This window comes from uncultured Polaribacter sp., assembly GCF_947497125.1.
Taxonomy (GTDB): domain Bacteria; phylum Bacteroidota; class Bacteroidia; order Flavobacteriales; family Flavobacteriaceae; genus Polaribacter.
In genome coordinates, this window is the sequence record NZ_CANMFI010000001.1 from 484,565 (window position 1) to 511,177 (window position 26,613).

Consider the following 26,613-nt stretch of genomic DNA (forward strand, 5'->3'; position numbering starts at 1 on the left):
TATTATTGATTTTTTACAATTAATTCTGACGCTATTTTACCAGAAATTAATGCAGGAGGAACACCAGGACCAGGCACTGTTAACTGGCCTGTAAAATACAAATTATTTACATTATTACTTTTAATTTTTGGTCTTAAAAAAGCAGTTTGTAAAAGAGTGTTTGCCATACCATAAGCATTGCCCTTATAAGAATTGTACTCTTCTTTAAAATCATTGACACAAAATGCTTTCTTAAAAAGCACATGCTCTTTTACTTTTTGATTTGTTAATTGCTCAAATCGATCCATAATTTTATTAAAATAATCTTCTCTTAAAGCTTCTGTATCTTCAATTCCAGGTGCTAAAGGAATTAGAAAAAAACCAGCTTCTTTGCCTTCTGGTGCAGATGTTACATCTGTTACAGAAGTAAAGTTAGCATAAAATAACGGATCTGTTGGCCATTTTGGAGTATCGTAAATTTCTTTTGCATGAGCATCAAAATCAGTATCAAAAAATAAAGTATGATGACTTACATTTTCTATCTTCTTATCAAAACCTACATAAAACAACAAAGATGAAGGCGCAAATATCTTTTTATCCCAGTATTTTTCTGAATATTGTCTGTATTTTTCGTCAAGTAACGTTTCTGTATGATGATAATCTGCACCACTTAAAATTAAGTTTGTAGGCAACTCCTCTCCGTTCACAGAAATTCCTTTTACGTTATTTTTATCATCAACCAATATTTTGTCTACAGTTGCATTTGTTTTAAAGTTTACACCTAAACTTTCTGCCAAAGAAACCATTCCTTCTATAACTTTGTACATTCCGCCACGAGGATGCCAAGTACCAAGTCCAAAATCTGCATAATTCATAAAGTTATAAAATGCAGGGGTATTGCTTGGTTTAGCTCCTAAAAAGAGTACCGGAAATTCTAATATTTTAATTAATTTAAGACTTTTAATGTTTTTTCTAACCTGCTTTCTAATCGTAGAAAAAAATTGACCAACTCTAACCGCCGTTTTAGTAGTTACTAATTCTAAAGGAGAAATTCCGGGTTTGTAAACCATCTCATTTACTGCAATGTCATAGTTTACCTTTGCTGAATCAATAAACGTTTTTAAATGTTTTGCACTTCCTTTTTCTTCAGATTCAAACATTTTATAAATTTCTTCTAATTTATCTGACACTTTTAAAGAAGAGTTTTCACCAAAATAAACTTCGTAACCTGGACTTAATTTGTCTAAAGTATAATAGTCTGAAGGTTTTTTACCAAAGTCGGCAAAAAACTTCTCAAAAACATCTGGCATCCAATACCAAGACGGACCTAAATCAAACGTAAAACCGTCTTTTTTAAATTGTCTTGCTCTACCCCCCAGAGTATCATTTTTTTCTAATACTGTTACTTCAAAACCAGCTTTTGCCAAATAGCATGAAGCAGATAATGCAGAGAAACCAGCACCAATTATATAAATATTTTTTTTCATGTGTACTATTGTTTGATAAATATAAAATAACACTAAACAACTTTAATTTTCTATGAAACCGGTAAACTAGCCAATAAAGTAGAAAATGAAGTGTATAATTTAATATTAGATGTAAACTTAAAATCTTTTACCAATTCTGTTTTTTTACCAATTGCAAGTAATTGGTGAGGTGTATCTTTTAAAATATCATCTAATTTTGTGAAATAATCGGGGGTTTTATCATCATGGGGCATTACTGTTAAAGCAGTTACAAATACAATTTCTTTACTATTTTTATAAAAGAAATCTAAATTATCTAAGGGTAAGTTTTGTCCTAAATAGATCGTGTGACTTCCTCTTAAAACTAATTCGTAGTTCAAATATAGTAAACCTAACTCATGAATTTCTTTTTCAGGTAAAAATAAAACGTAAGTTTTTGAAGGGTTACTTGCAGAAAACTGTAATTTCTCTGTATTAATATGAATTTTCTGAGCAATTAAGCTAGAGATAAAATGCTCATGAGCAGGCATTAAAGTATCTGTTTGCCACAACAAACCAATCTGATTAAGCAACGGAATAAATACGTTTTTAAATACCTCTCTAAAAGTATTATTTTGTAATAATTTACTGTAAGTATCGTTAAAAAGCACTATATCAAACTGAAACATTGCTAATTTTAAAGCATTTACGGCATCACTATTTACTGCTTCGTTAATTGTAATTTCTCTACAATGCAAGATGATTTCCTCATCTGTCATTTTAGCAATTTTAGAAATCTTAAAATTATTATTATTTAATAAAACAATATTTAAAAGCTTTCTTAAATTTTCATCAGTATAAAATCTAATATTTGTTTCTGTTCTTTGTGGCTCTAAAAGATTGTATCTTTTTTCCCAGATTCGAATAGTATGTGCCTTGATACCTGAAACATTTTCGAGATCTTTAATTGTAAAAACTTGTTTAAAATTGTTCAATTTATATTAATTTTAGTTAAACAAATTTAGTAAAAAAATCTAAAGCATAAACACATTTAGGTAATAATGTCTAATTAATTCATAATTAGTATTGATAAACAAAATGAAAACAAACTATTTTGATTTATTGATCTTAAAATCTTTTAATTCCTTTAAAAGAATTTGATGCAATACTTCTGTATAATCTAAATGTGTTACAATTCTTATTTTACCCTCTCCCATTGGTGTTAATAGTATGTTTTTCTGCTTCATTTGTTCTATAAAAGTAGTTGCTCCTAGTTTTTCATCAACATAAAAAATAACAATATTCGTTTCAATATTTTCTACTTTTTTAACATAAGAAACATTCTTTAATACTTTTCCTATTTCTCTGGCTCTTTTATGGTCATCTGCTAACCTATCTATATGATTGTCTAATGCATAAATACCTGCTGCAGCCAAAAAACCAACTTGCCGCATACCACCACCTAATAATTTTCTAATTCTTAATGCTTTATCAATATGTGCTTTAGAGCCTAGTAAAATAGAACCTATTGGCGCGCCCAAACCTTTAGACAAACAAATAGAAATGGTGTCAAATAATTTTCCGTATTGTTTTGGTGTTTCATTTTTGGCTACAAGTGCGTTAAACAAACGTGCACCGTCTAAATGAAAAGCTAAATTATTCTTTTCTGCAATTTTTTTAATTTTTTCTAATTCGTTAAAATCCCAACAAGCGCCACCACCCTTATTTGTGGTATTTTCTACACAAATCATTTTAGTAAAAGGCAAATATATTTGAGGCGTTACTGCAGCTATTTCTTCTATTTGATTTGCAGTAAACATACCTCTATCTCCATCAATTAATTTACAGGTAACACCAGAGTTAAAAGCAACTCCGCCACTTTCGTAGTTGTAAATATGAGCATATTTGTCTGCAATTACCAAATCTCCGGGGTTTGTATGTAACTTTATCGCTGTTTGATTTGCCATAGTTCCTGAAGGAAAAAACAACGCGGCTTCCATATCAAACATTTTTGCTGCTTTTTCTTGCAACTCATTTACTGTCGGATCCATTTGAAAAACATCATCCCCAACTTTAGCATTTAGCATGGCTTCCAACATTTTGGGAGTTGGTTTTGTTACGGTATCAGAAATTAGGTCTATTATCATCTTTTGTAAATATATTTTATAAATCTATACATAACAATTGTTATTTAAAAGTAGAATTGAAAAAAAATAATTTATTTTTGTAATTCTATGATAACACAAGACCAGCTTAAAAGTATTTCAGAGAGAATTGATAAACTAAAAGACTATTTAGAAATCGATAAAAAACTGATTGAAATTAGCAACGAAGAAGAAAAAACTGCAAATCCAAATTTTTGGAACGACCCGAAAGCTGCTGAAGTTGTGATGAAAGAGTTGCGTTTCAAAAAAAAATGGGTAGAAGATTATACAAAAACAATTGCTCTAAATGATGATTTATTGGTTTTGTATGATTTTTTTAAAGAAGGCGACGTAGCGGAAGAAGAAATAACTTCTCAATTTGAAAAAACACTTACTTTTTTAGAAGATTTAGAATTTAAAAATATGCTTTCTGAAGAAGGTGATGCGCTATCTGCAACCATACAAATTAATGCTGGTGCAGGCGGAACAGAAAGTTGCGATTGGGTAGAAATGCTTTCTAGAATGTACACCATGTGGGCAGAAAAGCAAGGTTATAAATTAAAAACGCTCAATTATCAAGCAGGTGATGTTGCAGGAATTAAAACAATTACCATAGAAATAGAAGGCGATTATGCTTTTGGATGGTTAAAAGGTGAAAACGGTGTTCATAGATTGGTGCGTATTTCTCCTTTTGATTCTAATGCAAAAAGACACACTACTTTTGGTTCTGTATATGTTTTTCCTGTTGCAGATGATTCTATTGAAATAGAAATAAACCCAGCAGATATAGAAATTGTAACTGCAAGATCTAGTGGTGCTGGTGGGCAAAACGTTAACAAAGTAGAAACTAAAGTTCAATTAACACACAAACCAACAGGCATTCAAATTTCTTGCTCTAACTCTCGTTCTCAGCATGACAATAGAGCTACGGCTTTAAAAATGCTTAAATCTCAATTATACGAAATTGAACTACAGAAACAACAAGCCACTAGAGACGAAATAGAGTCTGGAAAACTAAAAACAGAATGGGGAAGCCAGATAAGAAACTATGTAATGCATCCTTATAAATTGGTAAAAGATGTAAGAACTGCCCACGAAACTGGTAATGTAGACAATGTAATGAATGGCGATTTAAATCCGTTTTTAAAGGCTTATTTAATGTTAAACGGACAAAAATAATGCTCATTCAAAAAAACTAATTCAAACTTTTGTATTCATTTTAATATAAAAATTCAAAAAAATGATAAAAATTTACCACAATCCTCGTTGTAGAAAATCTAGAGAAGGCCTAACTATACTTGAAAATTCTGGAAAAGAATTTGAAGTTGTTAAATATTTAGAAAACTTACCTACAGAAAAAGAACTAACAAATATTATAAGTCTTTTAAACATCTCTCCTATTCAACTGGTTAGAAAATCAGAAAAAATTTGGAAAGAAAAATATAAAGGTCAAGAATTGACTGATATAGAAATTATTAAGGCAATGTTAGAAAACCCAAAGCTGATAGAAAGACCAATTGTTATTAGTAATAACCAAGCAGTTATTGGTAGACCTTCTGAAACTATTTTATCAATCTTATAAAACTTTACGTTACATTTTAGTTTAACTTAAAATTAACAATATATAAGAAGCATAAACAAGAACTTTGTAAAAAAAACTTAATGCTTTATGATGAACAAAACTGTTCTTTTTTTACTGCTACTACTAACAACAACCTATACACAAGCCCAAAAAAACTCAAAAGACCCATACATAATAAAAGGTAAAGTTGTAGACGCAATTACAAAGCAACCCCTAGAATATGCTACTTTAATTTTCAAGAACAATAAAACTGCTCAAATTTCTGGAGGTATAACTGATGAAAATGGTTTTTTTAGCATTAAAAGTTCTGCTGGAAAATATTTAATTAGTGTTGAGTTTATTTCTTTTGAATCAAAAAAATACCCATTAACAGAAATAAATTCTAACCTAGATTTAGGAGTCATAGAATTAAAGGAAGCTGCAAATAGTTTAGATGAAGTTGTTGTTATTGCAGAAAAATCTACGGTAGACATTCGCTTAGATAAAAAAATATACAACATTGGTAAAGACATGTCTATTAGAGGTGGTAATGCAAGTGATGTACTTGGTAATGTACCCTCTGTTCAAGTAGATGTAGAAGGCGCAGTAAGTTTAAGAGGAAACGAAAATGTTACTATCTTAATAGATGGCAGACCTAGTGCTTTAGTAGGTCTTAACGGTGCAGAAGCATTAAGACAAATACCTGCAGAAGCCATTGAAAAAGTAGAAATCATTACCTCTCCATCTGCAAGGTATGATGCAGAAGGTACCGCTGGTATTTTAAACATCATTTTAAGAAAAAATAAGTTAACGGGGTTCAATGGTTCTCTGCAATTAGATTTAGGATATCCTGCAAGAGTAGGAAGTGCATTTAATGCAAATTGGAGAACAAAAAAATGGAATTTATTTACAAATACAGGTTTTAGATACAATGAAACACCCGGAAACTCTTTTTATGACACAAATTACTTATTGGCAACTGCACAAAATGCAAGAGTTGTAGAAAAAAGAAATTTCGACAGGTTAGGCAGATCTATTTTTACAAGCTTTGGTGCAGAGTATTACCTTACTAAAAACGCTAGCATCATTGGAAATATTATTTTTAATGGCGGTAATGATGATGATGTTAACACAAATAGTATCGAACGTTTTAACTCTAACGGAAACATCAATGAAGCATCGTTAAGAACTGAAAACGAAAGTGAAGACGAAGAAAGAATTCAGTACACATTAGATTACGTAAACACCTTTAATGATAGTGGAAAAAGATTGTCCGTAAACATACAATACTCTACAGAAGTAGAAGATATTTTAAACGATATACCAGAAGTAAATACACAAATAAATTTTACAGACGAGATAGAAAAAGTTATCGAAAACCAGAATGAAGACAGGGCTTTACTTCAAGTAGACTATGCACATCCTGTAGGAGAAAACATTCAGTTTGAAGCGGGTTATAGAGGTAATTATAGAGATATTTCTAACAGTTTCTTTTTAGAACAAACAGACTTTAAAAACAACATTCCAACAGAAGTGCTTTTAGATAATAACTTTAATTACAAAGAATTTGTAAACGCAGCTTATTTTCAATACGGTCAAAAATTTAACAACCTTTCTCTTTTAGTTGGTTTGCGTTACGAGCTAACTTCAGTAGAAATAGATCAAGAAAATTCTAACTTACCAGAAGAAAAAAATTACAACAATTTATTTCCAACTTTAAATGTAGGCTATGAAATTAAAGATGGTGAAAACATTACGCTAGGGTACAATAGAAGAATTAGAAGACCAAGAGGAAGAAGCTTAAATCCGTTTCCAAGCAGATCAAGTGAAGCAAATATTTACACCGGTAATGTAGATTTAAATCCTGTTTTTACAGATGCGTTAGACTTTGGATACCTAAAAAGATGGGATAAATTTACTTTAAGTACTTCTTTGTACTATAACATAAGTAATGATAGCTGGGAAAGAATACAAGAAGACACTGGTGATGTTACAGACAATGGAGACCCAATTACTAAAAGGTTTCCCATTAACTTATCTACTGAAGAAAGAATTGGTTTTGAGTTTACCTTAAACTACAGGCCTCTTAAAATTTGGAATATTAACAGCGATTTTAACCTATTTAAAGTAACTACCGAAGGCGATTACACTAACCCAACAACAAATGTTACCCAAAATTTCGACTTTAATAACACCGCTTTCTCAGTTCGATTAAATCAAAAAATTACGTTACCAGGTAAAACGGATGTACAAATTAACTCTAATTACAGAGGTGCTTCTCAAAACGCACAATCAGAAACAAATGGTATTTTTACAATGGATCTTTCAGCCAGCAAAGATTTGTTTGACGAAAAAGCCTCTGTAAGCTTAAATGTAAGCGATCTTTTTAATGGACGAAGAAGAGAAAGCACTACAATAATTCCTGGGTTTTCTGAGCAATACAGTGAGTTTCAATGGAGAGAACGCCAAATAAGAGTAAGCTTTGTGTATCGTTTCAACCAAAAGAAACAAAAACAAAGAGGTGGTAGAGAAAATGGTGGCGCAGAAGAATACGAAGGATAATTCTTTGGGCGTTTTAACAGGCTTTACGTTGCAATCTTTTTTAAGAAAAAAAAAAAAGGATTTCCACTGCAATCCTTAACGCAACTGGCTAATAAATTTAAAAATAAAAAACTCGTAACGCATTTAGCGTTACGAGTTTTTTAATATATGTACTAAGAAAACTACTTTCCTTCAGCAGCTTGTCTTGCTTCTTTCTTTAATTTTAAATTCTCCCAAATTGTACCACCAATCCAATAAGGTACTACAAAAGTTAATAAAAATATCAACAACCAAAAACCAGCTGTAAAAATAAACATGAATAAAACTAAACCTGAGAATTGAGAAAAATCTAACATTTTTATTGTTTTAAATAATAATTAATGCAAAAATAAGATATATTTTCAAATTTCACTATCAAAATTTATTTTTTTTCGTAGCTATTTAAAACAAATTCATCCTAATTATTTTGGTTTGATTTTCGTAAATTTGTAATCTTAAATATACCTTACGAATTATGAAATATAGAATCGAAAAAGATACAATGGGTAATGTAGAAGTACCCGCAGATAAATATTGGGGTGCACAAACAGAACGTTCTCGAAATAACTTTAAAATTGGTGCAGCAGGATCTATGCCTTTAGAAATTGTTTATGGTTTTGCATACCTTAAAAAGGCTGCAGCATACACAAATTGCGATCTTGGTGTATTATCATCAGAAAAAAGAGACTTAATTGCACAAGTTTGTGATGAAATATTAGCTGGAAAATTAGACGACCAATTTCCGCTAGTAATTTGGCAAACAGGCTCTGGTACTCAATCGAACATGAATGTGAACGAAGTAATTGCAAACAGAGCGCATGAAATCGCAGGCAAGGTAATTGGTGAAGGAGAAAAAACAATTCAACCAAATGATGATGTTAATAAATCGCAATCATCTAACGATACTTTTCCTACAGGTATGCACATTGCAGCCTACAAAAAAATCATAGAAACAACCATTCCTGGTGTTACTCAACTAAGAGATACTTTACAAGCAAAATCTGAGGCATTTAAAGATGTAGTAAAAATAGGTAGAACGCATTTAATGGATGCTACTCCACTTACTTTAGGTCAAGAATTTTCTGGGTACGTTGCACAATTAAACTTTGGTTTAAAAGCTTTAAACAATACTTTAGAGCACTTATCTCAATTAGCCTTAGGCGGAACTGCGGTAGGAACCGGATTAAATACACCAGCTGGTTATGATGTTTTAGTAGCAAAATACATTGCTAAATTTACAGAAATGCCTTTTATTACTGCAGAAAATAAATTTGAAGCTTTGGCTGCACACGATGCTTTGGTAGAAACTCATGGAGCTTTAAAACAAATTGCTGTATCTTTAAATAAGATTGCCAATGATATTAGAATGATGGCCTCTGGACCAAGATCTGGTATTGGAGAAATTATAATTCCTGCAAATGAACCAGGTTCTTCTATTATGCCAGGAAAAGTAAACCCAACACAAGCAGAAGCAATAACAATGGTTTGTGCACAAGTAATGGGGAACGATGTTGCAGTAACAATCGGAGGAACTCAAGGACATTATGAGCTAAACGTTTTTAAACCAATGATGGCTGCTAATGTTTTACAATCGGCTCAGTTAATTGGTGATGCTTGTGCTTCTTTTGAAGAAAATTGTGCTTCAGGAATAGAACCAAATCATACAAGAATTAAAGAATTATTAAACAATTCTTTAATGTTAGTTACCGCTTTAAACACCAAAATCGGGTATTATAAAGCAGCAGAAATTGCAAATACAGCTCACGAAAACGGAACTACTTTAAAAACAGAAGCAGTTCGTTTAGGGTATGTTACAGAACAAGAATATGACGAATGGGTTAAACCTGAGGAAATGACAGGAAGTCTTAAATAATTTTAAAAACTAAAAAAGCTGCAAATTAATTTGCAGCTTTTTTTTTAGCATATTTTACTTAAAACAAATTGTTGTTTTTAACTACAAATACCTTTCTTTCACAATATTTAAATGATGTATTTGATGCCCAGAAAACAAATACCCTAAAGCTCTTACAGAGATTTTATTTTCTGACGCAATACCTACTCTAAGCAATGCATCTTCAGAAAAACTTTTAAATAAGTGAATTGTAGATTGTCTTAACACCTGCATTTCTTCAATTAAATGCCTATAATCTCTTTCGTTTGCATTGTCGTTTGCAACAAAAACATCTTGATCAAAACCTGGTAAAGATGTAGTATCATTTCTTCCAAAACACAAAGCTCTGTAGGTAAAAACACGTTCTGTATCTATGATGTGCTGAATCAGTTCTTTCAACGTCCATTTACCATCTGCATAAGCATAATTGTGTTTTTCTTGAGGCACGCTTTGTAATAAAGTATCAAAACTTTTTTGTGAATTTTCTAAATTATCTAAAATCGATGTATCAGAATTGACAAGTTGAATGTATTTTTCAAAATATTCGTGGTATTCTTCTTTAGGAATCATATGATAATAAATATGTTTATATGAAAAAAGCATCGAATTAACGATGCTTTAAATTATTTTTTTAGTTTTAAAAATCTTAATACTTTAGAAAAAACAGAATTTGACTCTTCATTTTCATGATAACCATTTCCATATTTTCCGTAACCATAACCGTATCCATAACCATAGCCATAACCATATTTATTTTGAACAGTAAAATCATTTAAAACATAACTAATATTAGAAACTTCTTTATTTCTATACTTTTCATCTATCATTTTCATCATTCCTTTTTCTGAATAGTTTTGACGAATTACATACATAATTGCATCACCATACTTAAAAAGCTCTAAAGCATCAGAAACCAAACCTACAGGCGGTGTATCAATAATTACATAATCATACTTTTCTTGTAAACTTTTAATCATTGCATCTGTAGTATCACTTAAAAGAAGTTCAGAAGGGTTTGGCGGAATTGGCCCAGACAAAATAACATCTAAATTTGGTACTTCTGTTTTAAGTATAACTTCTTCTAAAGACTTTTGATGAATTAAATGATTTACAACACCAATATCGTTATTCAAACCAAAATCATCATAAATCTTTGGTTTTCTCAAATCTAAACCAATTAAAACGGTTTTCTTTCCACTTAAAGCAAAAGCAGATGCCATGTTAATAGAAATCATTGTTTTACCTTCTCCACTTACAGAAGAAGTTAATAATATTGTTTTAGAGTTTGATGAACTAGCATCTTTAAATAAAAATTGTATATTAGATCTTAATGCTCTAAAAGATTCTGATATAGAAGATTTAGGGCTCTCAAAAACAACTAAATTACTTTTTCTTAAATTTTTACCTACAACACCTAAAACAGGAATAGAGTAATTATTCTGAATTTCTTCTGCTGAATGAATTTTATTATCTAATACTTCTTTAATAATGATATAAAAAAGTGGTAAGATAATACCTAACATCAAACCAATTAAATAATTAAATTGAGGTTTTGGGTAATTAGGACCTTCACCCAAGTCTTTTGCTTCATCTATAATTTTAATATCAGAAACATTAGCTGCAATTGCAGTACCAGCTTCATAACTTTTCTGTTTTAAATAATTATAATTTGTTTCAGAAATTTCAAAATTTCTTTGATATTTTAATAGACCTTGCTCTCTAGCAGGTAATTTTTTTAGTTTAGAATTTGACTTTGAAAGAGTTTTATTTAAACTAGAAATCTTACTTAAATTTATCGATCTTAAATTAGCTATATTTTCTAATAGATTATTCTTTGCTACACTAATCTGATTATTTAACTCTATTAACTGCGGATAATTATCAGTAACAGTTCTTCTTAACTGCTCTTTTAGAGTAGATTTTTGTATTAAAATAGCTATTTCTTGAGCTATTTTAGCATCTTGAATTTTAATGAGTGCAGGCATAGGTATGCCTTCTGTGTACTGATTGTGTGAAACAATATATTTTTTTAAATTATTTAAATAATCATTAAACTCTAATAATTCTTTTTTCTCTTTTTCTAAATCGATAATTTCGGTAAAAACCTGAGATCCTTCTGTAGATAAATCAAAAATATTATTAACTGATTTATAAGCACCCAGCTCTTTTTCAATTCTCTTTAAACTATCTTTTTCTTTAACAAATAATTCATCTATAAATTTTTTGGTATTTCTAGCATAAAGAATCTTTTCTTCTTTTTTATCATCTTCTAAAACCTTAATTGTTGTATTTAAATAAGCAACAATTCTGTTTTTATTAGGGCCACTCATGGATAGCTTCATAATAGAAGAAGCACCATCTAAAATATTAACTGATACACTTTTATAGCTAGACACTGTACTATCGAAATTATTAAACTTTACGTAAAAAACATCACCAACATTAAAGATATCATTCTTAGTTATTGTAAAGTTTAAAAAAGGAGAATTAAATGCTTCACCCACAGTAATTTCTTCAGAAAAACGGTTGGTATTTGGTATATAATCTACAATTTCATTAGTATTATAAGTAACCGTTTTATTACCCCCAAGCTCATTGAAATCAAAAGATAATTTAAGTTTGTTTTTACCCGTAATTTCTACCTTAATTAAAGAATTATATATTTGTGGTTTAGCAGTATTTAGCTCAATTTTAAAAGGTGTATAACCATACACATCATCCATTCTATATTTTGCTTCTTTTAAGTAACTTATGTAGAATTTTAGTTTTTTTACAACCTTTTCATTATGAGTTCTAGAACCTAATATCACTTTAATTGTCTCTACCTCATTACTACTACCGCCCCAATTAAATGCAATATTTGTTCCAGTAGAAAATAAAGGATTATTTTCTTCTTTAACAGAAATCATAGAACTTAAAGTATACCTTTTTTGTTTAAAACCATTTATAAATTTGGCAACAACTAGGCACAAAACTATTGTTGTTAAAAATAATTTCCAATAAGATAATAGCTTAAAAAAATAGCTTTTAACATCTATATTTTCCTGAATATTTTGTGTAGAATTTATTTTCTTTTCCATATAAATTATAAATTTCTAGCAAGTATAAAGGTAGAGGTTAACAACGTAAAAATAGAGATTATTGTTGTAAGTGTCTGAAGACCAGTAGTACCTGTACCCCACGCCTTTTGCTTTAAAGGAATTATATTGATAATATCATTTGGCTTGATATAAAATACTGGCGAATTGATAGCATTAATATCAGTTAGATCTATTAAAAATTTTTCGGTGCCCGATAAAGAGTTTCTAATAATTTCTACTTTTTTTCTATTACCAACTAAAGTAATGTCTCCAGAATTTGCGATTGCATCAATAATTGAAACTCTATTTCTAAAAATTACTTTCGGACCAGGCTGATTTATTTCACCAATAATCGTATATTTTATACCTGATAATTTTACAGTTACAAAAACGTTTTCTGTATTTTTAATAAACGCAGTAAGCGCTTCCTCAATTTTACTTCTAACTTCTAAAACTGTGTACCCTAAAACATTAACATTACCAATAGTTGGCAATCTAATATTCCCATAAGCATCAATACTGTAATCTGTATAATATCCTTCACCGCTACTAGTAGCATTTATATTTGATGAACCAGCAGAAGCATTTTCTAAAGTTTGTTTATTAAAAATAGAAACCATTTCGGGGTTGCTCGATTTAATATTAATATTTAAAATATCGTCTACTTGTAATTTGTATGGTATATTATTTATTCGGGTAATTTCTTTTTTTTGAGTAGGCGTGCCTTGTAGATAAATTAAATCTTTCCCAGGAACACAAGAAAAAAGAAAAGGTATAAATAAGAGGGTTAAAAAGTGTTTTTTCATTTTTTTTGATCATCAATTAGCACAAATATACTTTTTAAAAGTGGTATGCTATAATTTTATTTTATTTTCGTTTTTTATTCTAAATATGATTCAATCAATTCTTTCTTACATCACTTTTTTATTAAAATCTACAAACCAGCATGGTGTTCACTCTCCTTTTGTGTACAATTTGGTTACCAAATGTTTCTACAAAAAAAAGAATGCTAGTTCATGGATTTTTTTCAAAAAGGTAAAGCAACAATTATTAGACAATAAAAATAAAATTAAAGTCACAGATTTTGGCTCGGGTTCTAAAATTTTTAAATCACCTTATCGTTCTATTTCTAAAATTGCTAAAGTGGCAGGCATGTCTAACACAAAAGGAAAATTATTAATTAAAATAATAAATTATTTTAAACCTCTAAATGTGTTAGAAATTGGCACTTCTGTTGGATTAGGAACGACTGCAATTAAAACAGGTAACAAGGAAGCAAACATAATTACGTTAGAAGGCTGTAAAACAACGAGTAATGTTGCAAAAGAATTATTTTTAAAAAATAATTTTAAAAATATTGAAATAGTAAATGGTCATTTTAACACCACGCTAGAAAATATCATCAAAAACAAAAAGTTTGATTTTATCTATTTTGATGGCAACCATACCAAAGCAGATACTTTAAACTATTTTAACTTGTGTTTACCGACAATAACCAATGATTCTCTTTGGATTTTCGATGATATCTACTGGACAAAAGAAATGACTGAAGCTTGGGTAGAAATTAAAAATCATCCGAAAGTAAAAGTTACAGTAGATGTCTTTCATTTTGGTCTTGTTTTTTTTAGAAATGAGCAAGAAAAAGAACATTTTAAAATAAGGACATAACACTATTAAAACATTGTAATTAAATCTAAAATAGAAAGAAAATAAGTGACAAACTTCGTAACTTTGATACTTTTACAAATAGACACTTAATTTTAGATGAAAATATATACAAAAACAGGTGATACTGGCACAACGTCCCTTTTTGGAGGCACAAGAGTTAAAAAATACAATTTAAGAATAGAAAGTTATGGCACCGTAGATGAGTTAAACTCTTACATCGGTTTAATTAAAGACCAAGACATTAGCAAAGACGTTAAAAATTCTTTGTTAAAAATACAAACAGAGTTATTTACTTTAGGTGCAATGTTGGCAACACCAACAGATAAAGAAACACTAAAAAATGGGAAAGAGCGTTTAAACATTCCAAAAATAAATAACAATTCTGTTCTATTTTTAGAACAAGAAATAGATAAAATGGATGCAGTACTTTCTCAAATGACCCATTTTATATTACCAGGTGGTCATCAAGCGGTGTCATTTTGTCACGTAGCAAGATGCGTATGTAGACGAGCAGAACGTTTAACTGTTGAATTAAACGATCAAGAAACAATACAAAATGAGGTAATTATATACCTAAACCGCCTATCTGACTATCTTTTTATGTTGGCACGAAAATTGACCAAAGATTTAGGAGTTGAAGAAATTAAATGGATTCCCGAAAAAAATTAATAAGTTCTTTTTTTATCGATTTTAATTGAAAATAAATTTTATTCAAACCATAAAACACTGTTTAAAAGGTTTTTATTGAAAAATATTTTTAGTTAACCGTAAATTTCTTAAAAAAGACTTGCATAATTAGGTAAAAAAATTATTTTTGCACAAAATTAAACAATAAGAAATGTATTGGACATTAGAATTAGCATCTTATTTAGCAGATGCACCTTGGCCAGCAACCAAAGACGAATTAATAGATTACGCTATTAGAACCGGTTCTCCTTTAGAAGTAGTAGAAAACCTACAAGATATTGAAGACGAAGGTGACTCTTACGATTCTATCATAGAAATCTGGCCAGATTACCCCACCGAAGATGATTATCTTTGGAACGAAGATGAATATTAAAAATTAAAACAATACAAAAAGTCTCTAAAGAGGCTTTTTTTTGGTTTTAACTCAGGCTTAATAATATTAAAAAATCAGGTTTTTAAACTCTTGATTTACAATAAAATAATGTAACAGATAAAACTGTTACTAAAAATATAGAAAACACATGAGCATTATAAATTCAGTTATTAAACTTTTTGTAGGAGACAAACAACAAAAAGATTTAAAAGGGTTACAACCCGTTGTAGAAGATGTTAAAAAATTTGAAGCTACTTTTTCTAAATTATCAAACGATGAACTTCGAGCAAAAACGATCGAATTTAAAGCTTTAATTAAAGAAGCTACAAAAGATTTCGATGATAAAATTTTAGCCTTAGAAGAAGAAGCAAAAATAGCAGATATTGATCGTCAAGAAGATATCTATAACGAAATAGATGTTTTAAAAGATGAGTCTTACACTGTTTCAGAAGCAACATTAATTAAAATAATGCCAGCAGCTTTTGCCGTAGTAAAAGAAACTGCTAAACGTTTTGCAGAAAATGAGTTTTTAGAAGTAACTGCAACACCTTATGATAGAGAAATTTCTGTAGAAAGAGAGAATGTTTCTTTAAAAGAAGACAAAGCAATCTGGGCTAACTCATGGGATGCCGCAGGTAAACCAATTACTTGGGACATGATTCATTATGATGTACAACTTATTGGTGGCTCTGTATTACACCAAGGAAAAGTTGCCGAAATGATGACAGGAGAAGGAAAAACCCTAGTTTCTACCCTACCCGTTTATCTAAATGCATTAACAGGAAACGGCGTTCATTTAGTTACCGTAAATGACTACTTAGCAAAACGTGATAAAGCTTGGATGGGGCCAATCTTCGAATTTCATGGCTTTACAACAGATTGTATAGACTATCATCAACCAAACTCAGACGCTAGAAGAAAAGCTTATAATGCTGATATAACTTATGGAACAAATAACGAATTTGGTTTCGATTATTTACGTGATAATATGGCTAGTTCTAAAGATGATTTAGTACAAAGAACACCAAATTACGCTATTATAGATGAGGTAGATTCTGTTTTAATTGATGATGCAAGAACTCCTTTAATTATTTCTGGCCCTGTACCTCAAGGAGACAGACACGAGTTTAATGAACTTAAACCTTTAGTATCTGATATTGTTAGTTTACAAAAACAACATCTTGTAGGTGTTTTTGCTGAAGCAAAAAAATTAATAGCAGAAGGCAATGACAAAGATGGTGGTTTTTTATTACTAAGAGTATACAGAGGATTGCCAAAAAACAAAGCACTTATTAAATTTTTATCAAAAGAAGGTGTTAAACAAATTTTGCAGAAAACAGAAAACTACTACATGCAAGATAACAACAAGTTGATGCCAGAAGTAGATAAAGATTTATGGTTTGTTGTAGAAGAAAAAAATAATCAAATTGATTTAACCGATAAAGGAATAGCACATTTGTCTGAAAAAACAGCAAATGACAACTTCTTTGTATTACCAGATATTGGTGTAAAAATAGGAGAAATTGATACTTCGGAAGAGTCTTTGGAAGAAAAAGCAATTCAAAAAGAAGCTCTTTACAAAGATTTTAGCATTAAAAGTGAACGTATACATACAATGAACCAACTTTTAAAAGCATACACTGTTTTTGAAAAAGATGTAGAGTACGTTGTAATGGATAATAAAGTAATGATTGTTGATGAGCAAACAGGTCGTATTATGGATGGCCGTCGTTACTCTGACGGATTACACCAAGCAATTGAAGCAAAAGAAAATGTAAAAATTGAAGATGCTACTCAAACATTTGCTACGGTAACATTACAGAATTACTTTAGAATGTACAGAAAACTGTCTGGTATGACAGGTACCGCTATTACAGAAGCTGGAGAATTATGGGAAATCTATAAATTAGATGTGGTAGAAATACCAACTAACAAACCTATTTTAAGAGACGATAAAGAAGATTTAATCTATAAAACTGCAAGAGAAAAATACAATGCTGTAATTGAAGACATTGTTACATTAGTAGAGCAAAAAAGACCCGTTTTAGTTGGTACAACTTCTGTAGAAATTTCAGAATTACTAGGTAGAATGTTGCAAATGCGTAAAATACCGCACAATATTTTAAATGCAAAATTACACAAAAGAGAAGCTGATGTTGTTGCAGCAGCAGGTAATCCTGGTGTGGTTACAATTGCTACAAATATGGCTGGTCGTGGTACAGATATAAAATTATCTAATGAGGTAAAAGAATATGGTGGTTTGGCTATTATTGGTACAGAAAGACACGATTCTAGACGAGTAGATAGACAACTTAGAGGACGTGCCGGAAGACAAGGAGACATTGGTTCTACACAGTTTTATGTAGCATTAGATGATAATTTAATGCGTCTTTTTGGTTCTGATAGAATTGCCAAGATGATGGATAGAATGGGATTAAAAGAAGGAGAAGTTATACAACACTCTATGATTACCAAGTCTATCGAAAGAGCACAGAAGAAAGTAGAAGAAAACAATTTTGGTATTCGTAAACGTTTACTAGAATATGATGATATTATGAACGCTCAAAGAGAGTTTGTTTATAAGAGAAGACGCCATGCATTAGACGGTAAACGTTTACAAGTAGATATTGCAAACATGATTTATGATACCTGCGAGTCAATTATAAATAATAATAAAGCGGCAAAAGACTTTCAGAATTTTGAATTTGAATTGATTCGTTTTTCTTCAATGACATCACCATTTAATGAAGAAGAATTTGGTAAAAAGTCTGAAAAAGAATTAGCAGACATACTTTACAATGAGGTTGCCAAACATTACAAAAATAAAATAGAAAGAAATGCTGTGTTAGCATTTCCAGTAATAAAAGATGTTTTTGAAAACGAAGGTGACAAATATGAAAGAATAGTTGTTCCTTTTACAGATGGTACAAAATCTTTACAGGTAGTAACCAATTTAAAAGAAGCTTATGAAAGTGAAGGGAAATCTTTGGTTACAGACTTCGAGAAAAATATTACGCTTGCAATTATAGATGAAAATTGGAAAGATCATTTACGTAAAATGGATGATTTAAAACAGTCTGTACAAAATGCTTCTTACGAACAAAAAGACCCTTTATTAATTTATAAATTCGAAGCGTTTGAATTGTTTAAAACTACTGTTGATGAAATAAACAGAGAAGTATTGTCTTTCTTATTTAAAGGAGAATTACCTGCACAAGATAGAAGTCAGATTTCTGCAGCTCAGCAACAGAAAAGAGAACGCTTAAACACCAGTAAAGCAGACGTTCAAAACTCTACAGAACAGGCTATTCAAAACTCTAAACAGCAATCAGAGCCTGTAGAAACCATCACTAGAGAGCATCCAAAAGTTGGTAGAAATGAAAGAGTTACTATAAAAAATGTAATGAGCGGAGAAGAAAAAGAAGTAAAATACAAACAAGCAATACCACTAATCGAAAAAGGAGATTGGGTAATTGTTAATCAATAAAATAATCAACAAAAATAAAAACCGTTTAGAAAATTTCTAAACGGTTTTTTTATGTTGTAAAATTGAAATTAAAAATCGGTTATGTGCCCCCAATTTTCACCTGTTTTAATTCTATGCAACTGCATGGTAGAAACACCAAACTGCTTGGCAATCATTTTTAAACGAGTTCTTCTATTTGGGTCAAATAATTTTCTCTTTATCAATCGAACCCTTCCTTCTGATAATTTTGAGGTAGGTATAAATTTACCTCTTTTTTCATAAAAAGGATTTGCAAATTGATGCAGTTCTTTTTCTCTTTTGGTTGCCCACTTTAAATTAGAGAGTTTATTGTTTTTTTTATCGTAGTCTAAATGAAGAACACAAACAGCATCTTCTGGCTTTTCTAAAAAAGCATCTGCCATTAGCTTGTGTATATAAAGTGAAGTAGACTTATTTTTAAATTTAGTACCAGGCTCTCTTTTAACGTTTAAAATTAAATAGCCATTTATAAAACTATCTTTAACCAAACTATAATCTGCATCTTTCAATTTTAAAACTCTACCTAAGGTAGAAATTCTAAATTTCTGATCTTGATCTATGCCTTTTTTAAATTTAATATCTTTCCATTGTTCGTCGGGGGAATTACGAATCATATACTTGTTTTAAAATTAATCGAAATTTGTATCCATTTTAAGGTAATCTAAAAACTCACGTTTTCTATCTTTTTCTTTAAATTTACCACCAAATTCTGCGGTAACTGTAGAGCTTTCTATGTCTTTTATTCCTCTAGAATTTACACATAAATGTTTTGCATCAATAACACATGCAACATCTTGTGTGCCCAAGGCTTCTTGCATTGCCTGTACCACTTGCATTGTTAAACGCTCTTGAACTTGTGGCCTTTTAGCAAAATATTCTACAATTCTATTCATTTTAGACAAACCGATAACCTTTCCATCAGAAATATAAGCTACATGTGCTCTACCAATAATTGGTAGTAAATGATGCTCGCAAGTAGAATAAACAACAATGTTTTTTTCTACCAACATTTCACCATAATTATAGTTATTATCAAATGTAGATGCCTTAGGTTTATTTTTTGGATTTAAACCCATAAACAACTCATTTACAAAAGCTTTAGCAACTCTTTTAGGAGTACCTTGTAAACTATCATCAGATAAATCCATTCCTAAAGTAGTTAAAATATCTTTAACACTTTCTTGTATTTTTTCTATTTTCTGTTCATCAGTAATATCAAAAGCATCTGCTCTTAAAGGGGTCTTTGCCGATGTACCAACATGGTTCTCACCTATTTCTTCAATTCTTTCGTCATTCATTTTGCTACTCAATTCAAACATTTCAATCGTTAGTTATACTGCAAATTTACGAGTTTACTACGTATTATTTTAATTTTTCTAATAAATCTGATAAAGAACAATTTAATTGTTCTCCTGAAATCATGTTTTTTAGAATAAAGTCATCATTTTCAACACCAGAAACAACAAATTCAATTGCTCTACTAGAGACATACTTCCATTGTTTTTTTTGTTGCTTATTACTTTCACCTAAATCAGGATAAAACTCTGCCTTAATACCATGTTCTCTTAAAAATTTAATGGCTTTCATTTTAGTAAAATCATTAGATGCATCAAAATTTAAGAAAACAATTTTAGGTTTTGGGTTGTCTACTTTTTTAAACAAGTCTAACTCCTCTAAAACAAGATAAATTCTGTCTAATCCGAAAGAAACACCAACACCAGAAACATCTTTTAATCCAAATATACCTGTTAAATCATCATATCTTCCTCCTCCACCAATAGAGCCCATTTTTACACCTTCTGGAGCAGCAACTTCAAAAATTGCACCTGTGTAATAATTTAAGCCTCTTGCTAAAGTTACATCTATCTCTAAATTAGCGGTTTTTAAACCTAACTCTTTGATTGAATTGATTATAAAACGCAACTCTTCTACTCCTTTTGTTCCTTCTTCTGATGCTTGTAACATTGTTGCTAAAGCATCTAAGTTTTCAGAATTTGTGCCATTAAAAGAAAATAATGGTTGTACTTTTTTTATGGCATCAGAAGAAATTCCTTTAGATAACATTTCTGTTTCTACTTTTTCTTGACCTATTTTATCTAACTTATCTAAGGCAACAGTAAAATCAATTAATTTGTCTTTTGCACCAATGACTTCTGCAATACCAGACAATATTTTTCTATTATTAATTTTGATGGTTGTACCAGACAAACCTAATTTTGTAAAAACGGCATCATACAACTGAATAAAATCTACTTCTTGCCATAACGACTCGCTACCTACTACATCTGCATCGCATTGAAAAAATTCTCTAAAACGACCTTTTTGAGGTCTATCTGCACGCCAAACTGGTTGAATTTGATATCTTTTAAAAGGAAATGTAATTTCATTTTGATGCTGAACAACATACCTTGCAAAAGGCACTGTAAGATCATATCTTAAGGCTTTTTCTGATATTTGAGAAGTAACTTTTAAACTGTTTTTGTTTGATAAAAGTTTCTCGTCTGCTTTCTTTAAAAAATCGCCAGAATTTAAAATTTTAAATATCAAACGATCTCCTTCTTCTCCATACTTACCCATTAAAGTCGCTGAGTTCTCGAAACTAGGAGTCTCTATTGGCTGAAAACCAAATGTTTGAAAACTCTCTTTTATTGTATTGATGATGTAGGTTCGATTAGCAACTTCGGTCGGCGAAAAATCTCTGGTTCCTTTTGGAATGCTTGGTTTCATTAAATAGTTTTTAGTTTTTGGCTTTTAGTTTATGGTGAAATCACTCATAACTTAAAACTCAACACTTGTCATTATGAATTGCGGATACAAATATCGTGAAAATTATACTTTTTTAAAGTTTCTTGAAGCTTTTATTTTGATGTCTTAAACTATATAAAGAAGCATTTAACTCGAAACCTAATAAAAGTATTATTGAATTTAACCAAACAAAAAGCATCAATATTAAAAGGGTACCAATTGAGCCATATAATTGATTGTATTGCGCAAATTTAACAACATAAATTCCGAATAAATAAAATGTAAATAAAGAAACTACAGTAGTTAAAAGTGCCCCAGCAGAAAAAAACTTGGTTTCTTTACCTTGTTTGGTACCATATCTAAATAATAATGCAACAATTGTAAAAATCATCATTAAAAACAAGAGTCCTTTTCCTAAAAAAAACAGATTTAAATCGTTGGTATTAAACCAACCTTTTTCATCAATCTTAGACAAAGCTACTTGATATAAAATAAGTGAAATTATAGTTACTATTAAGAAAAAAGACATCAACAATGAAACTCCTAAAGAAATAAAGTAACTTTTAAATACATTTCTAACATCTGTAACATGATAAGAATATTCGAAACCTCCAAAAATTGCATTAACACCATTGGTCATTAAGAAAATCGACAATAAAAAACCAAAAGAAAGTAAGCCTCCGTATTGATTGTTTATAATATCTACCAGAACGGTATTAACAGCATCGAAGGTTTGCGGAGGTAAAATTTCTTTAATAAAAGAGAATAATCCTTCCTGAAAACCTTCTATAGGTATGTATGGTATTAATGTTAAAATGAATAATAAAAAGGGAAATACTGCCATAAAAAAACTGAATGCAATACCGCCAGCTCTTGTTGTTAATGCTCCTCTAACAATACCAACTGTATACATTTCTAAGACATCGTATAAAGTCATTCCTTTTAAACCTGGTACTTTTATTTTTTGCAAGAAAGTCACCAAAATATTTAAAATTGGTATTTTTTTTAACTTTTCTTCAATTTCTTTACTCATTATTAACGTATGATAATTTTATGTTTTAGTAACAATCCATCAACCGTATCTCTACTAAACTTTGCTCCTTTTAACTTATTTTCTTCAGGATTAATTCCAAAATTAGTCGCTGTCAAAAAATCTGACTTTTCTAAATTGCTATTCTCAAAAATAGCATTTTTTAAATCGCAATTACCAAAAAAAGAATTTGTTAATGTAGTTTCTGTAAAATCTACTTCTTGTAAATTACAATCTTTAAATTGGGTATTTGGTATTTTTAGCTGATAAAAAGAGGCTAAATTTAACAAACAATCTTTAAAACTGACCTGTAATAAAAAAGGGTCTACTTCATTAAACTTTACACCTATCATTTTGCAATTAGTAAAAACTACATCTTTAAAGGCGGTGTCTTTTACAATCGTATTGCTAAAGTTACAATCTATAAATTCACACTCTACAAACTGAATATTAGAGGCATGTACATTTTCGAAATTACAGTTTTTAAATGTACAATTATCGTACTCCCCTTTCTTAATTTTTGTTTTGGTAAAATCTATTTTTGAATATATTTCTGTATCAAAATAATTGTGCGTCATTGCTGTATTTATGTAAAATTAAAGCACGCTTTAAATTGCTTTTAAACTCAAATCTAAATTATAAACAGAGTGTGTTAATGCGCCCGAAGAGATAAAATCTACTCCACATTCTGCATATTTTCTAATGGTTTTTTCATTGATACCACCAGAAGATTCAGTTAAACAGGTATCCCCTATTAAAGCAACTGCTTTTTTGGTATCTTCATAATTAAAGTTGTCAATTAAAATTCTATAAACACCTTTATTCTTTAAAATTTCTTTAATTTCTTCTATACTTCTCGCCTCTACAATTATTTTTATATCTAAACCTTTGTCTGCTAAATATTGTTTTGTTTTTGTAATTGCAGCTGTTATTCCGCCAGCAAAATCGATATGGTTGTCTTTTATCATTACCATATCATACAATGCGAATCGATGGTTTTCACCGCCACCAATTTTTACCGCCCATTTTTCTAAAGCTCTAATACCTGGGGTTGTTTTTCTGGTATCTAAAACTTTCGTTTTTGTACCTTTTAATAAATTAGCAAAAAAAGTAGTTTTTGTTGCTATTGCACTCATTCTTTGCATGGCATTTAACACCAAACGCTCTGCCATTAAAATCGATTGTGATTTACCTGAAACATGAAAAACAACATCTCCAAAGTGAACCTTTTCACCATCATTTATAAAGGTTTCTACTTTTAGATCTGCATCTACATAAGCAAAAACTTGTTTTGCAAATGCTACTCCTGCTATAATTCCTTCTTCTTTTACCAAAAGTTTTGCTTTACCAGTTGCTTCTTTTGGAATACAAGAAAGCGATGTATGATCTCCATCTCCAATATCTTCTCTAATAGCATTGGCAATTATTAACTCTAGTTCTTTTTCAAATTGTTTTTTTGATATCATATTTCATCTATTCTGATGTAAAAATAACAATGATTTTCATTTTTTTACTACTTCTGATGTTTTTATGTATTAAAACTAATAAATTTGTGCCGACAATATTGTCTCCTCGAGCGCAGTCGAGAGGTTTTAATAAGGTTCCGACTGCGCTCGACCAGACAACAAATGAAAATTAAATTACTAGCCATTGGTAAAACTGACAATAAAAATTTAATTCAATTGATTGATGAATATCAAAAGAGATTAAAACATTATATAAAGTTTGAGTTAGAAATTATACCCGACATAAAAAATGTAAAAAATTTAAGCGAAGTTCAGCAGAAAGAAAAAGAAGGTGATCTTATTTTAAATAAATTACAAAATACAGACCAATTGGTTTTGTTAGATGATAAAGGAAAACATTTTACCTCTATCGAATTTTCTAAATACCTTCAGAAAAAAATGAATGCAGGAATCAAACAACTGGTTTTGGTAATTGGTGGCCCATATGGTTTTTCTGATGCTGTATATGCTAAATCGACAGGAAAAATATCTCTTTCTAAAATGACATTTTCTCACCAAATGATTCGTTTATTTATTGTTGAACAACTATACCGAGGTTTTACTATTTTAAAAAATGAACCATATCATCACGAATAAAATTAATAATAGTATTTCTTCTCAAATTTTAAAATTGAAGGAATAAAAACTTTGTAACTTTGACTATCAAATACAACCAATAAAATGAAATTAGTTTTTGCTACTAACAATCTAAATAAACTAAAAGAAGTACAAGAAATGTTGCCAAGTTCTATTGAATTATTGAGCTTAGAAGACATTAATTGTTTTGATGAAGTAGCCGAAACAGAGACTACTTTACAAGGAAATGCTAAACTTAAAGCAAATTATATTACAGATAAATTTGGTTATAATTGTTTTGCAGACGATACAGGTTTAGAAGTAGATATTTTAGAAGGTAAACCTGGCGTTTATTCTGCAAGATACGCTGGCGTACCGACAAACTCAGAAAATAATATGCAAAAATTATTAGCTGAATTAAATGATAAAGAAAATAGAAAAGCACAATTTAGAACGGCAATTTGCTTAAATTTAGACGGGAAACAAACTCTTTTTGAAGGAGTTTGTAAAGGAGAAATTTTAAGTAAAAAACAGGGTGAAAAAGGTTTTGGCTACGACCCTATTTTTAAACCTGTAGGCTTTTCAAATTCTTTTGCTCAAATGAAATCAGAAGAAAAAAACAAAATTTCTCACAGAGGAATTGCAATTCAGAAGTTAGTAGATTTTTTAACAGACTATAAATCGTAAGTTTGTGTTTTTTAGCAAAAACAAATGTTTGATGTAAGTTATTTAAACTTTGCCAAACCAGATATGCATATATGAAACAAAAGAAGTACACAAAACACTTTATAATTTTATCAGTTTTACTGGTTTTTTTGTTTGTTATTAATATCAGTTTAGGTTCTGTTTCAATACCGTTTAAAGATATTTTTAACACCTTATTAGGCGGTGTACCTTGTAAAGAAAGTTGGGAAACCATTATCTTAAATTTTCGTTTACCAAAAGCAATTACCGCTGTATTGGTAGGTTCTGGCCTCTCTATTTGTGGATTATTAATGCAAACGTTATTCAGAAATCCGTTAGCAGGGCCTTTTGTATTGGGTATCTCTTCTGGCGCCAGTTTAGGTGTTGCCATTTTAATTTTAGGAACAACTATTTTTGGCGGTTTTTTATCAAACAGTTCAGCAGCCTCATTTTCTTTACCAATTGCAGCAAGTCTTGGTGCTTTTTTAGTTTTATCAGCAGTTATTATTGCTGCAAATAAAGTTAGAAATACCATGTCTATTTTAATAATAGGGTTAATGTTTGGTAGTTTAACTGCGGCTATAATTAGCGTTTTAGCTTATTTTTCTGAAGCCGCTCAAATACAACAATACCTATTTTGGTCTTTTGGAAGTTTAGGTAATTTAACTTGGAATGAAATTGGCGTTTTTGCAATTATTTATAGCATCGGAATTATAGGATCAATCGCTGTAACAAAACCTTTGAACAGTTTTTTATTGGGAGAAAATTATGCTAAAAGTCTCGGAATTAATGTAAAGAAAAGTAGAAATATTATTTTAATAATTACCAGTATTTTAACAGGGGTAATTACTGCTTTCTCGGGCCCAATTGCCTTTATAGGACTTGCTATACCTCATGTAGCTAGAATGTTATTTTCTAGCGCCAACCACAAAATATTATTACCAGCAACAGCTTTAATTGGTGCTATTGCAATGTTAATTTGCGACATGATTGCACAATTACCAACTAGTGAGTTTACATTGCCAATAAATGCAATTACTTCTCTATTAGGCGCACCTGTTGTAATTTGGCTACTTGTTAGAAAAAAAAGAACTTTTGTGTAAAGTGTATATTTGAAATTTATCAACTAAAAATAAAAAAATCAAACATAATAAAGAAAA

24 protein-coding genes are annotated in these 26,613 nt (G+C 30.0%); 11 read left to right on the plus strand and 13 right to left on the minus strand.

Annotated elements, in window-relative coordinates; all coding sequences use genetic code 11:
- Positions 1-2: 2 nt before the first annotated feature.
- The 3 genes from Q0678_RS02255 to Q0678_RS02265 form a co-directional block, all read right to left on the minus strand.
- Positions 3-1,466 (minus strand): NAD(P)/FAD-dependent oxidoreductase, encoded by a 1,464-nt coding sequence (locus tag Q0678_RS02255; RefSeq protein ID WP_299053261.1) that lies wholly within the window; start codon positions 1,464-1,466, stop codon positions 3-5.
- A 50-nt stretch (positions 1,467-1,516) separates the two neighbouring features.
- Positions 1,517-2,419, minus strand: a complete 903-nt coding sequence (locus tag Q0678_RS02260) for a MerR family transcriptional regulator (RefSeq protein WP_299053264.1) — start codon at positions 2,417-2,419, stop codon at positions 1,517-1,519.
- 114 nt (positions 2,420-2,533) lie between these two features.
- On the minus strand, positions 2,534-3,571 hold the full coding sequence (locus Q0678_RS02265) for a low specificity L-threonine aldolase (protein ID WP_299053267.1): 1,038 nt from the start codon (positions 3,569-3,571) through the stop codon (positions 2,534-2,536).
- Positions 3,572-3,658: 87 nt separating this feature from the next.
- On the opposite strand from Q0678_RS02265, the gene prfB reads away from it, so the two are divergent.
- The 3 genes from prfB (at position 3,659) to Q0678_RS02280 (ending at position 7,691) form a co-directional block, all read left to right on the plus strand.
- Positions 3,659-4,747 carry a peptide chain release factor 2 gene (prfB, locus tag Q0678_RS02270; RefSeq protein ID WP_299053270.1) on the plus strand — a complete coding sequence of 363 codons (1,089 nt, stop codon included), beginning with the start codon at positions 3,659-3,661 and terminating at the stop codon, positions 4,745-4,747.
- A gap of 61 nt (positions 4,748-4,808) precedes the next feature.
- Positions 4,809-5,150 (plus strand): arsenate reductase (glutaredoxin), encoded by a 342-nt coding sequence (gene arsC, locus Q0678_RS02275; RefSeq protein WP_299053273.1) that lies wholly within the window; start codon positions 4,809-4,811, stop codon positions 5,148-5,150.
- An 87-nt stretch (positions 5,151-5,237) separates the two neighbouring features.
- On the plus strand, positions 5,238-7,691 hold the full coding sequence (locus Q0678_RS02280) for an outer membrane beta-barrel protein (RefSeq protein ID WP_299053275.1): 2,454 nt from the start codon (positions 5,238-5,240) through the stop codon (positions 7,689-7,691).
- 161 nt (positions 7,692-7,852) lie between these two features.
- On the opposite strand, the gene Q0678_RS02285 is transcribed toward Q0678_RS02280, so the two are convergent.
- Positions 7,853-8,026 carry a hypothetical protein gene (locus tag Q0678_RS02285; RefSeq protein ID WP_299053278.1) on the minus strand — a complete coding sequence of 58 codons (174 nt, stop codon included), beginning with the start codon at positions 8,024-8,026 and terminating at the stop codon, positions 7,853-7,855.
- Between the two features lie 158 nt (positions 8,027-8,184).
- On the opposite strand from Q0678_RS02285, the gene fumC reads away from it, so the two are divergent.
- Positions 8,185-9,582: a class II fumarate hydratase gene (gene fumC, locus Q0678_RS02290; RefSeq protein WP_299053281.1), complete on the plus strand. Its 1,398-nt coding sequence runs from the start codon at positions 8,185-8,187 to the stop codon at positions 9,580-9,582.
- Positions 9,583-9,663: 81 nt separating this feature from the next.
- Here fumC and Q0678_RS02295 read toward each other — a convergent pair whose 3' ends face one another.
- The 3 genes from Q0678_RS02295 to Q0678_RS02305 are packed head-to-tail and all read right to left on the minus strand — an operon-like array spanning position 9,664 to position 13,486.
- Positions 9,664-10,170 (minus strand): DinB family protein, encoded by a 507-nt coding sequence (locus Q0678_RS02295; protein WP_299053283.1) that lies wholly within the window; start codon positions 10,168-10,170, stop codon positions 9,664-9,666.
- A 53-nt stretch (positions 10,171-10,223) separates the two neighbouring features.
- Positions 10,224-12,680 (minus strand): polysaccharide biosynthesis tyrosine autokinase, encoded by a 2,457-nt coding sequence (locus Q0678_RS02300; protein WP_299053285.1) that lies wholly within the window; start codon positions 12,678-12,680, stop codon positions 10,224-10,226.
- A 5-nt stretch (positions 12,681-12,685) separates the two neighbouring features.
- On the minus strand, positions 12,686-13,486 hold the full coding sequence (locus Q0678_RS02305) for a polysaccharide biosynthesis/export family protein (protein ID WP_299053289.1): 801 nt from the start codon (positions 13,484-13,486) through the stop codon (positions 12,686-12,688).
- 85 nt (positions 13,487-13,571) lie between these two features.
- Here Q0678_RS02305 and Q0678_RS02310 point away from each other — a divergent pair, with 85 nt between their 5' ends.
- The 4 genes from Q0678_RS02310 to secA all read left to right on the plus strand — a co-directional run bounded on the left by Q0678_RS02310 (position 13,572) and on the right by secA (position 18,895).
- Positions 13,572-14,348 carry an O-methyltransferase gene (locus Q0678_RS02310; RefSeq protein WP_299053292.1) on the plus strand — a complete coding sequence of 259 codons (777 nt, stop codon included), beginning with the start codon at positions 13,572-13,574 and terminating at the stop codon, positions 14,346-14,348.
- Between the two features lie 96 nt (positions 14,349-14,444).
- The gene (locus tag Q0678_RS02315; protein WP_299053295.1) at positions 14,445-15,017 is read left to right on the plus strand and encodes a cob(I)yrinic acid a,c-diamide adenosyltransferase; all 573 of its coding nucleotides are present in this window, start codon (positions 14,445-14,447) and stop codon (positions 15,015-15,017) included.
- Between the two features lie 169 nt (positions 15,018-15,186).
- A complete protein-coding gene (locus Q0678_RS02320) occupies positions 15,187-15,408 on the plus strand; it encodes a DUF2795 domain-containing protein (RefSeq protein ID WP_299053299.1) in 222 nt (73 codons plus the stop codon).
- Positions 15,409-15,556: 148 nt separating this feature from the next.
- Positions 15,557-18,895, plus strand: coding sequence for a preprotein translocase subunit SecA (gene secA / locus Q0678_RS02325; RefSeq protein ID WP_299053301.1), 3,339 nt, complete (start codon positions 15,557-15,559; stop codon positions 18,893-18,895).
- A gap of 68 nt (positions 18,896-18,963) precedes the next feature.
- Here secA and Q0678_RS02330 read toward each other — a convergent pair whose 3' ends face one another.
- From Q0678_RS02330 to nadC, 6 genes are all read right to left on the minus strand, one after another.
- Positions 18,964-19,527, minus strand: coding sequence for an HNH endonuclease (locus Q0678_RS02330; protein ID WP_299053303.1), 564 nt, complete (start codon positions 19,525-19,527; stop codon positions 18,964-18,966).
- Positions 19,528-19,542: 15 nt separating this feature from the next.
- On the minus strand, positions 19,543-20,211 hold the full coding sequence (folE, locus tag Q0678_RS02335; protein ID WP_299053305.1) for a GTP cyclohydrolase I FolE: 669 nt from the start codon (positions 20,209-20,211) through the stop codon (positions 19,543-19,545).
- A gap of 64 nt (positions 20,212-20,275) precedes the next feature.
- Positions 20,276-21,640 carry a histidine--tRNA ligase gene (gene hisS / locus Q0678_RS02340; protein ID WP_299053308.1) on the minus strand — a complete coding sequence of 455 codons (1,365 nt, stop codon included), beginning with the start codon at positions 21,638-21,640 and terminating at the stop codon, positions 20,276-20,278.
- Positions 21,641-21,752: 112 nt separating this feature from the next.
- Positions 21,753-22,691: a YihY/virulence factor BrkB family protein gene (locus Q0678_RS02345; protein WP_299053310.1), complete on the minus strand. Its 939-nt coding sequence runs from the start codon at positions 22,689-22,691 to the stop codon at positions 21,753-21,755.
- A gap of 2 nt (positions 22,692-22,693) precedes the next feature.
- The gene (locus Q0678_RS02350) at positions 22,694-23,266 is read right to left on the minus strand and encodes a pentapeptide repeat-containing protein (RefSeq protein WP_299053312.1); all 573 of its coding nucleotides are present in this window, start codon (positions 23,264-23,266) and stop codon (positions 22,694-22,696) included.
- Between the two features lie 30 nt (positions 23,267-23,296).
- Positions 23,297-24,154 carry a carboxylating nicotinate-nucleotide diphosphorylase gene (nadC, locus tag Q0678_RS02355; protein ID WP_299053314.1) on the minus strand — a complete coding sequence of 286 codons (858 nt, stop codon included), beginning with the start codon at positions 24,152-24,154 and terminating at the stop codon, positions 23,297-23,299.
- A gap of 162 nt (positions 24,155-24,316) precedes the next feature.
- Here nadC and rlmH point away from each other — a divergent pair, with 162 nt between their 5' ends.
- The 3 genes from rlmH (at position 24,317) to Q0678_RS02370 (ending at position 26,556) form a co-directional block, all read left to right on the plus strand.
- Positions 24,317-24,790, plus strand: a complete 474-nt coding sequence (gene rlmH, locus Q0678_RS02360) for a 23S rRNA (pseudouridine(1915)-N(3))-methyltransferase RlmH (protein ID WP_299053316.1) — start codon at positions 24,317-24,319, stop codon at positions 24,788-24,790.
- 84 nt (positions 24,791-24,874) lie between these two features.
- Entirely contained in the window at positions 24,875-25,456 is a 582-nt protein-coding gene (locus tag Q0678_RS02365; protein ID WP_299053318.1) for a non-canonical purine NTP diphosphatase, read from the plus strand.
- Positions 25,457-25,527: 71 nt separating this feature from the next.
- The gene (locus Q0678_RS02370; RefSeq protein ID WP_299053320.1) at positions 25,528-26,556 is read left to right on the plus strand and encodes an iron ABC transporter permease; all 1,029 of its coding nucleotides are present in this window, start codon (positions 25,528-25,530) and stop codon (positions 26,554-26,556) included.
- Positions 26,557-26,613: the final 57 nt, after the last annotated feature.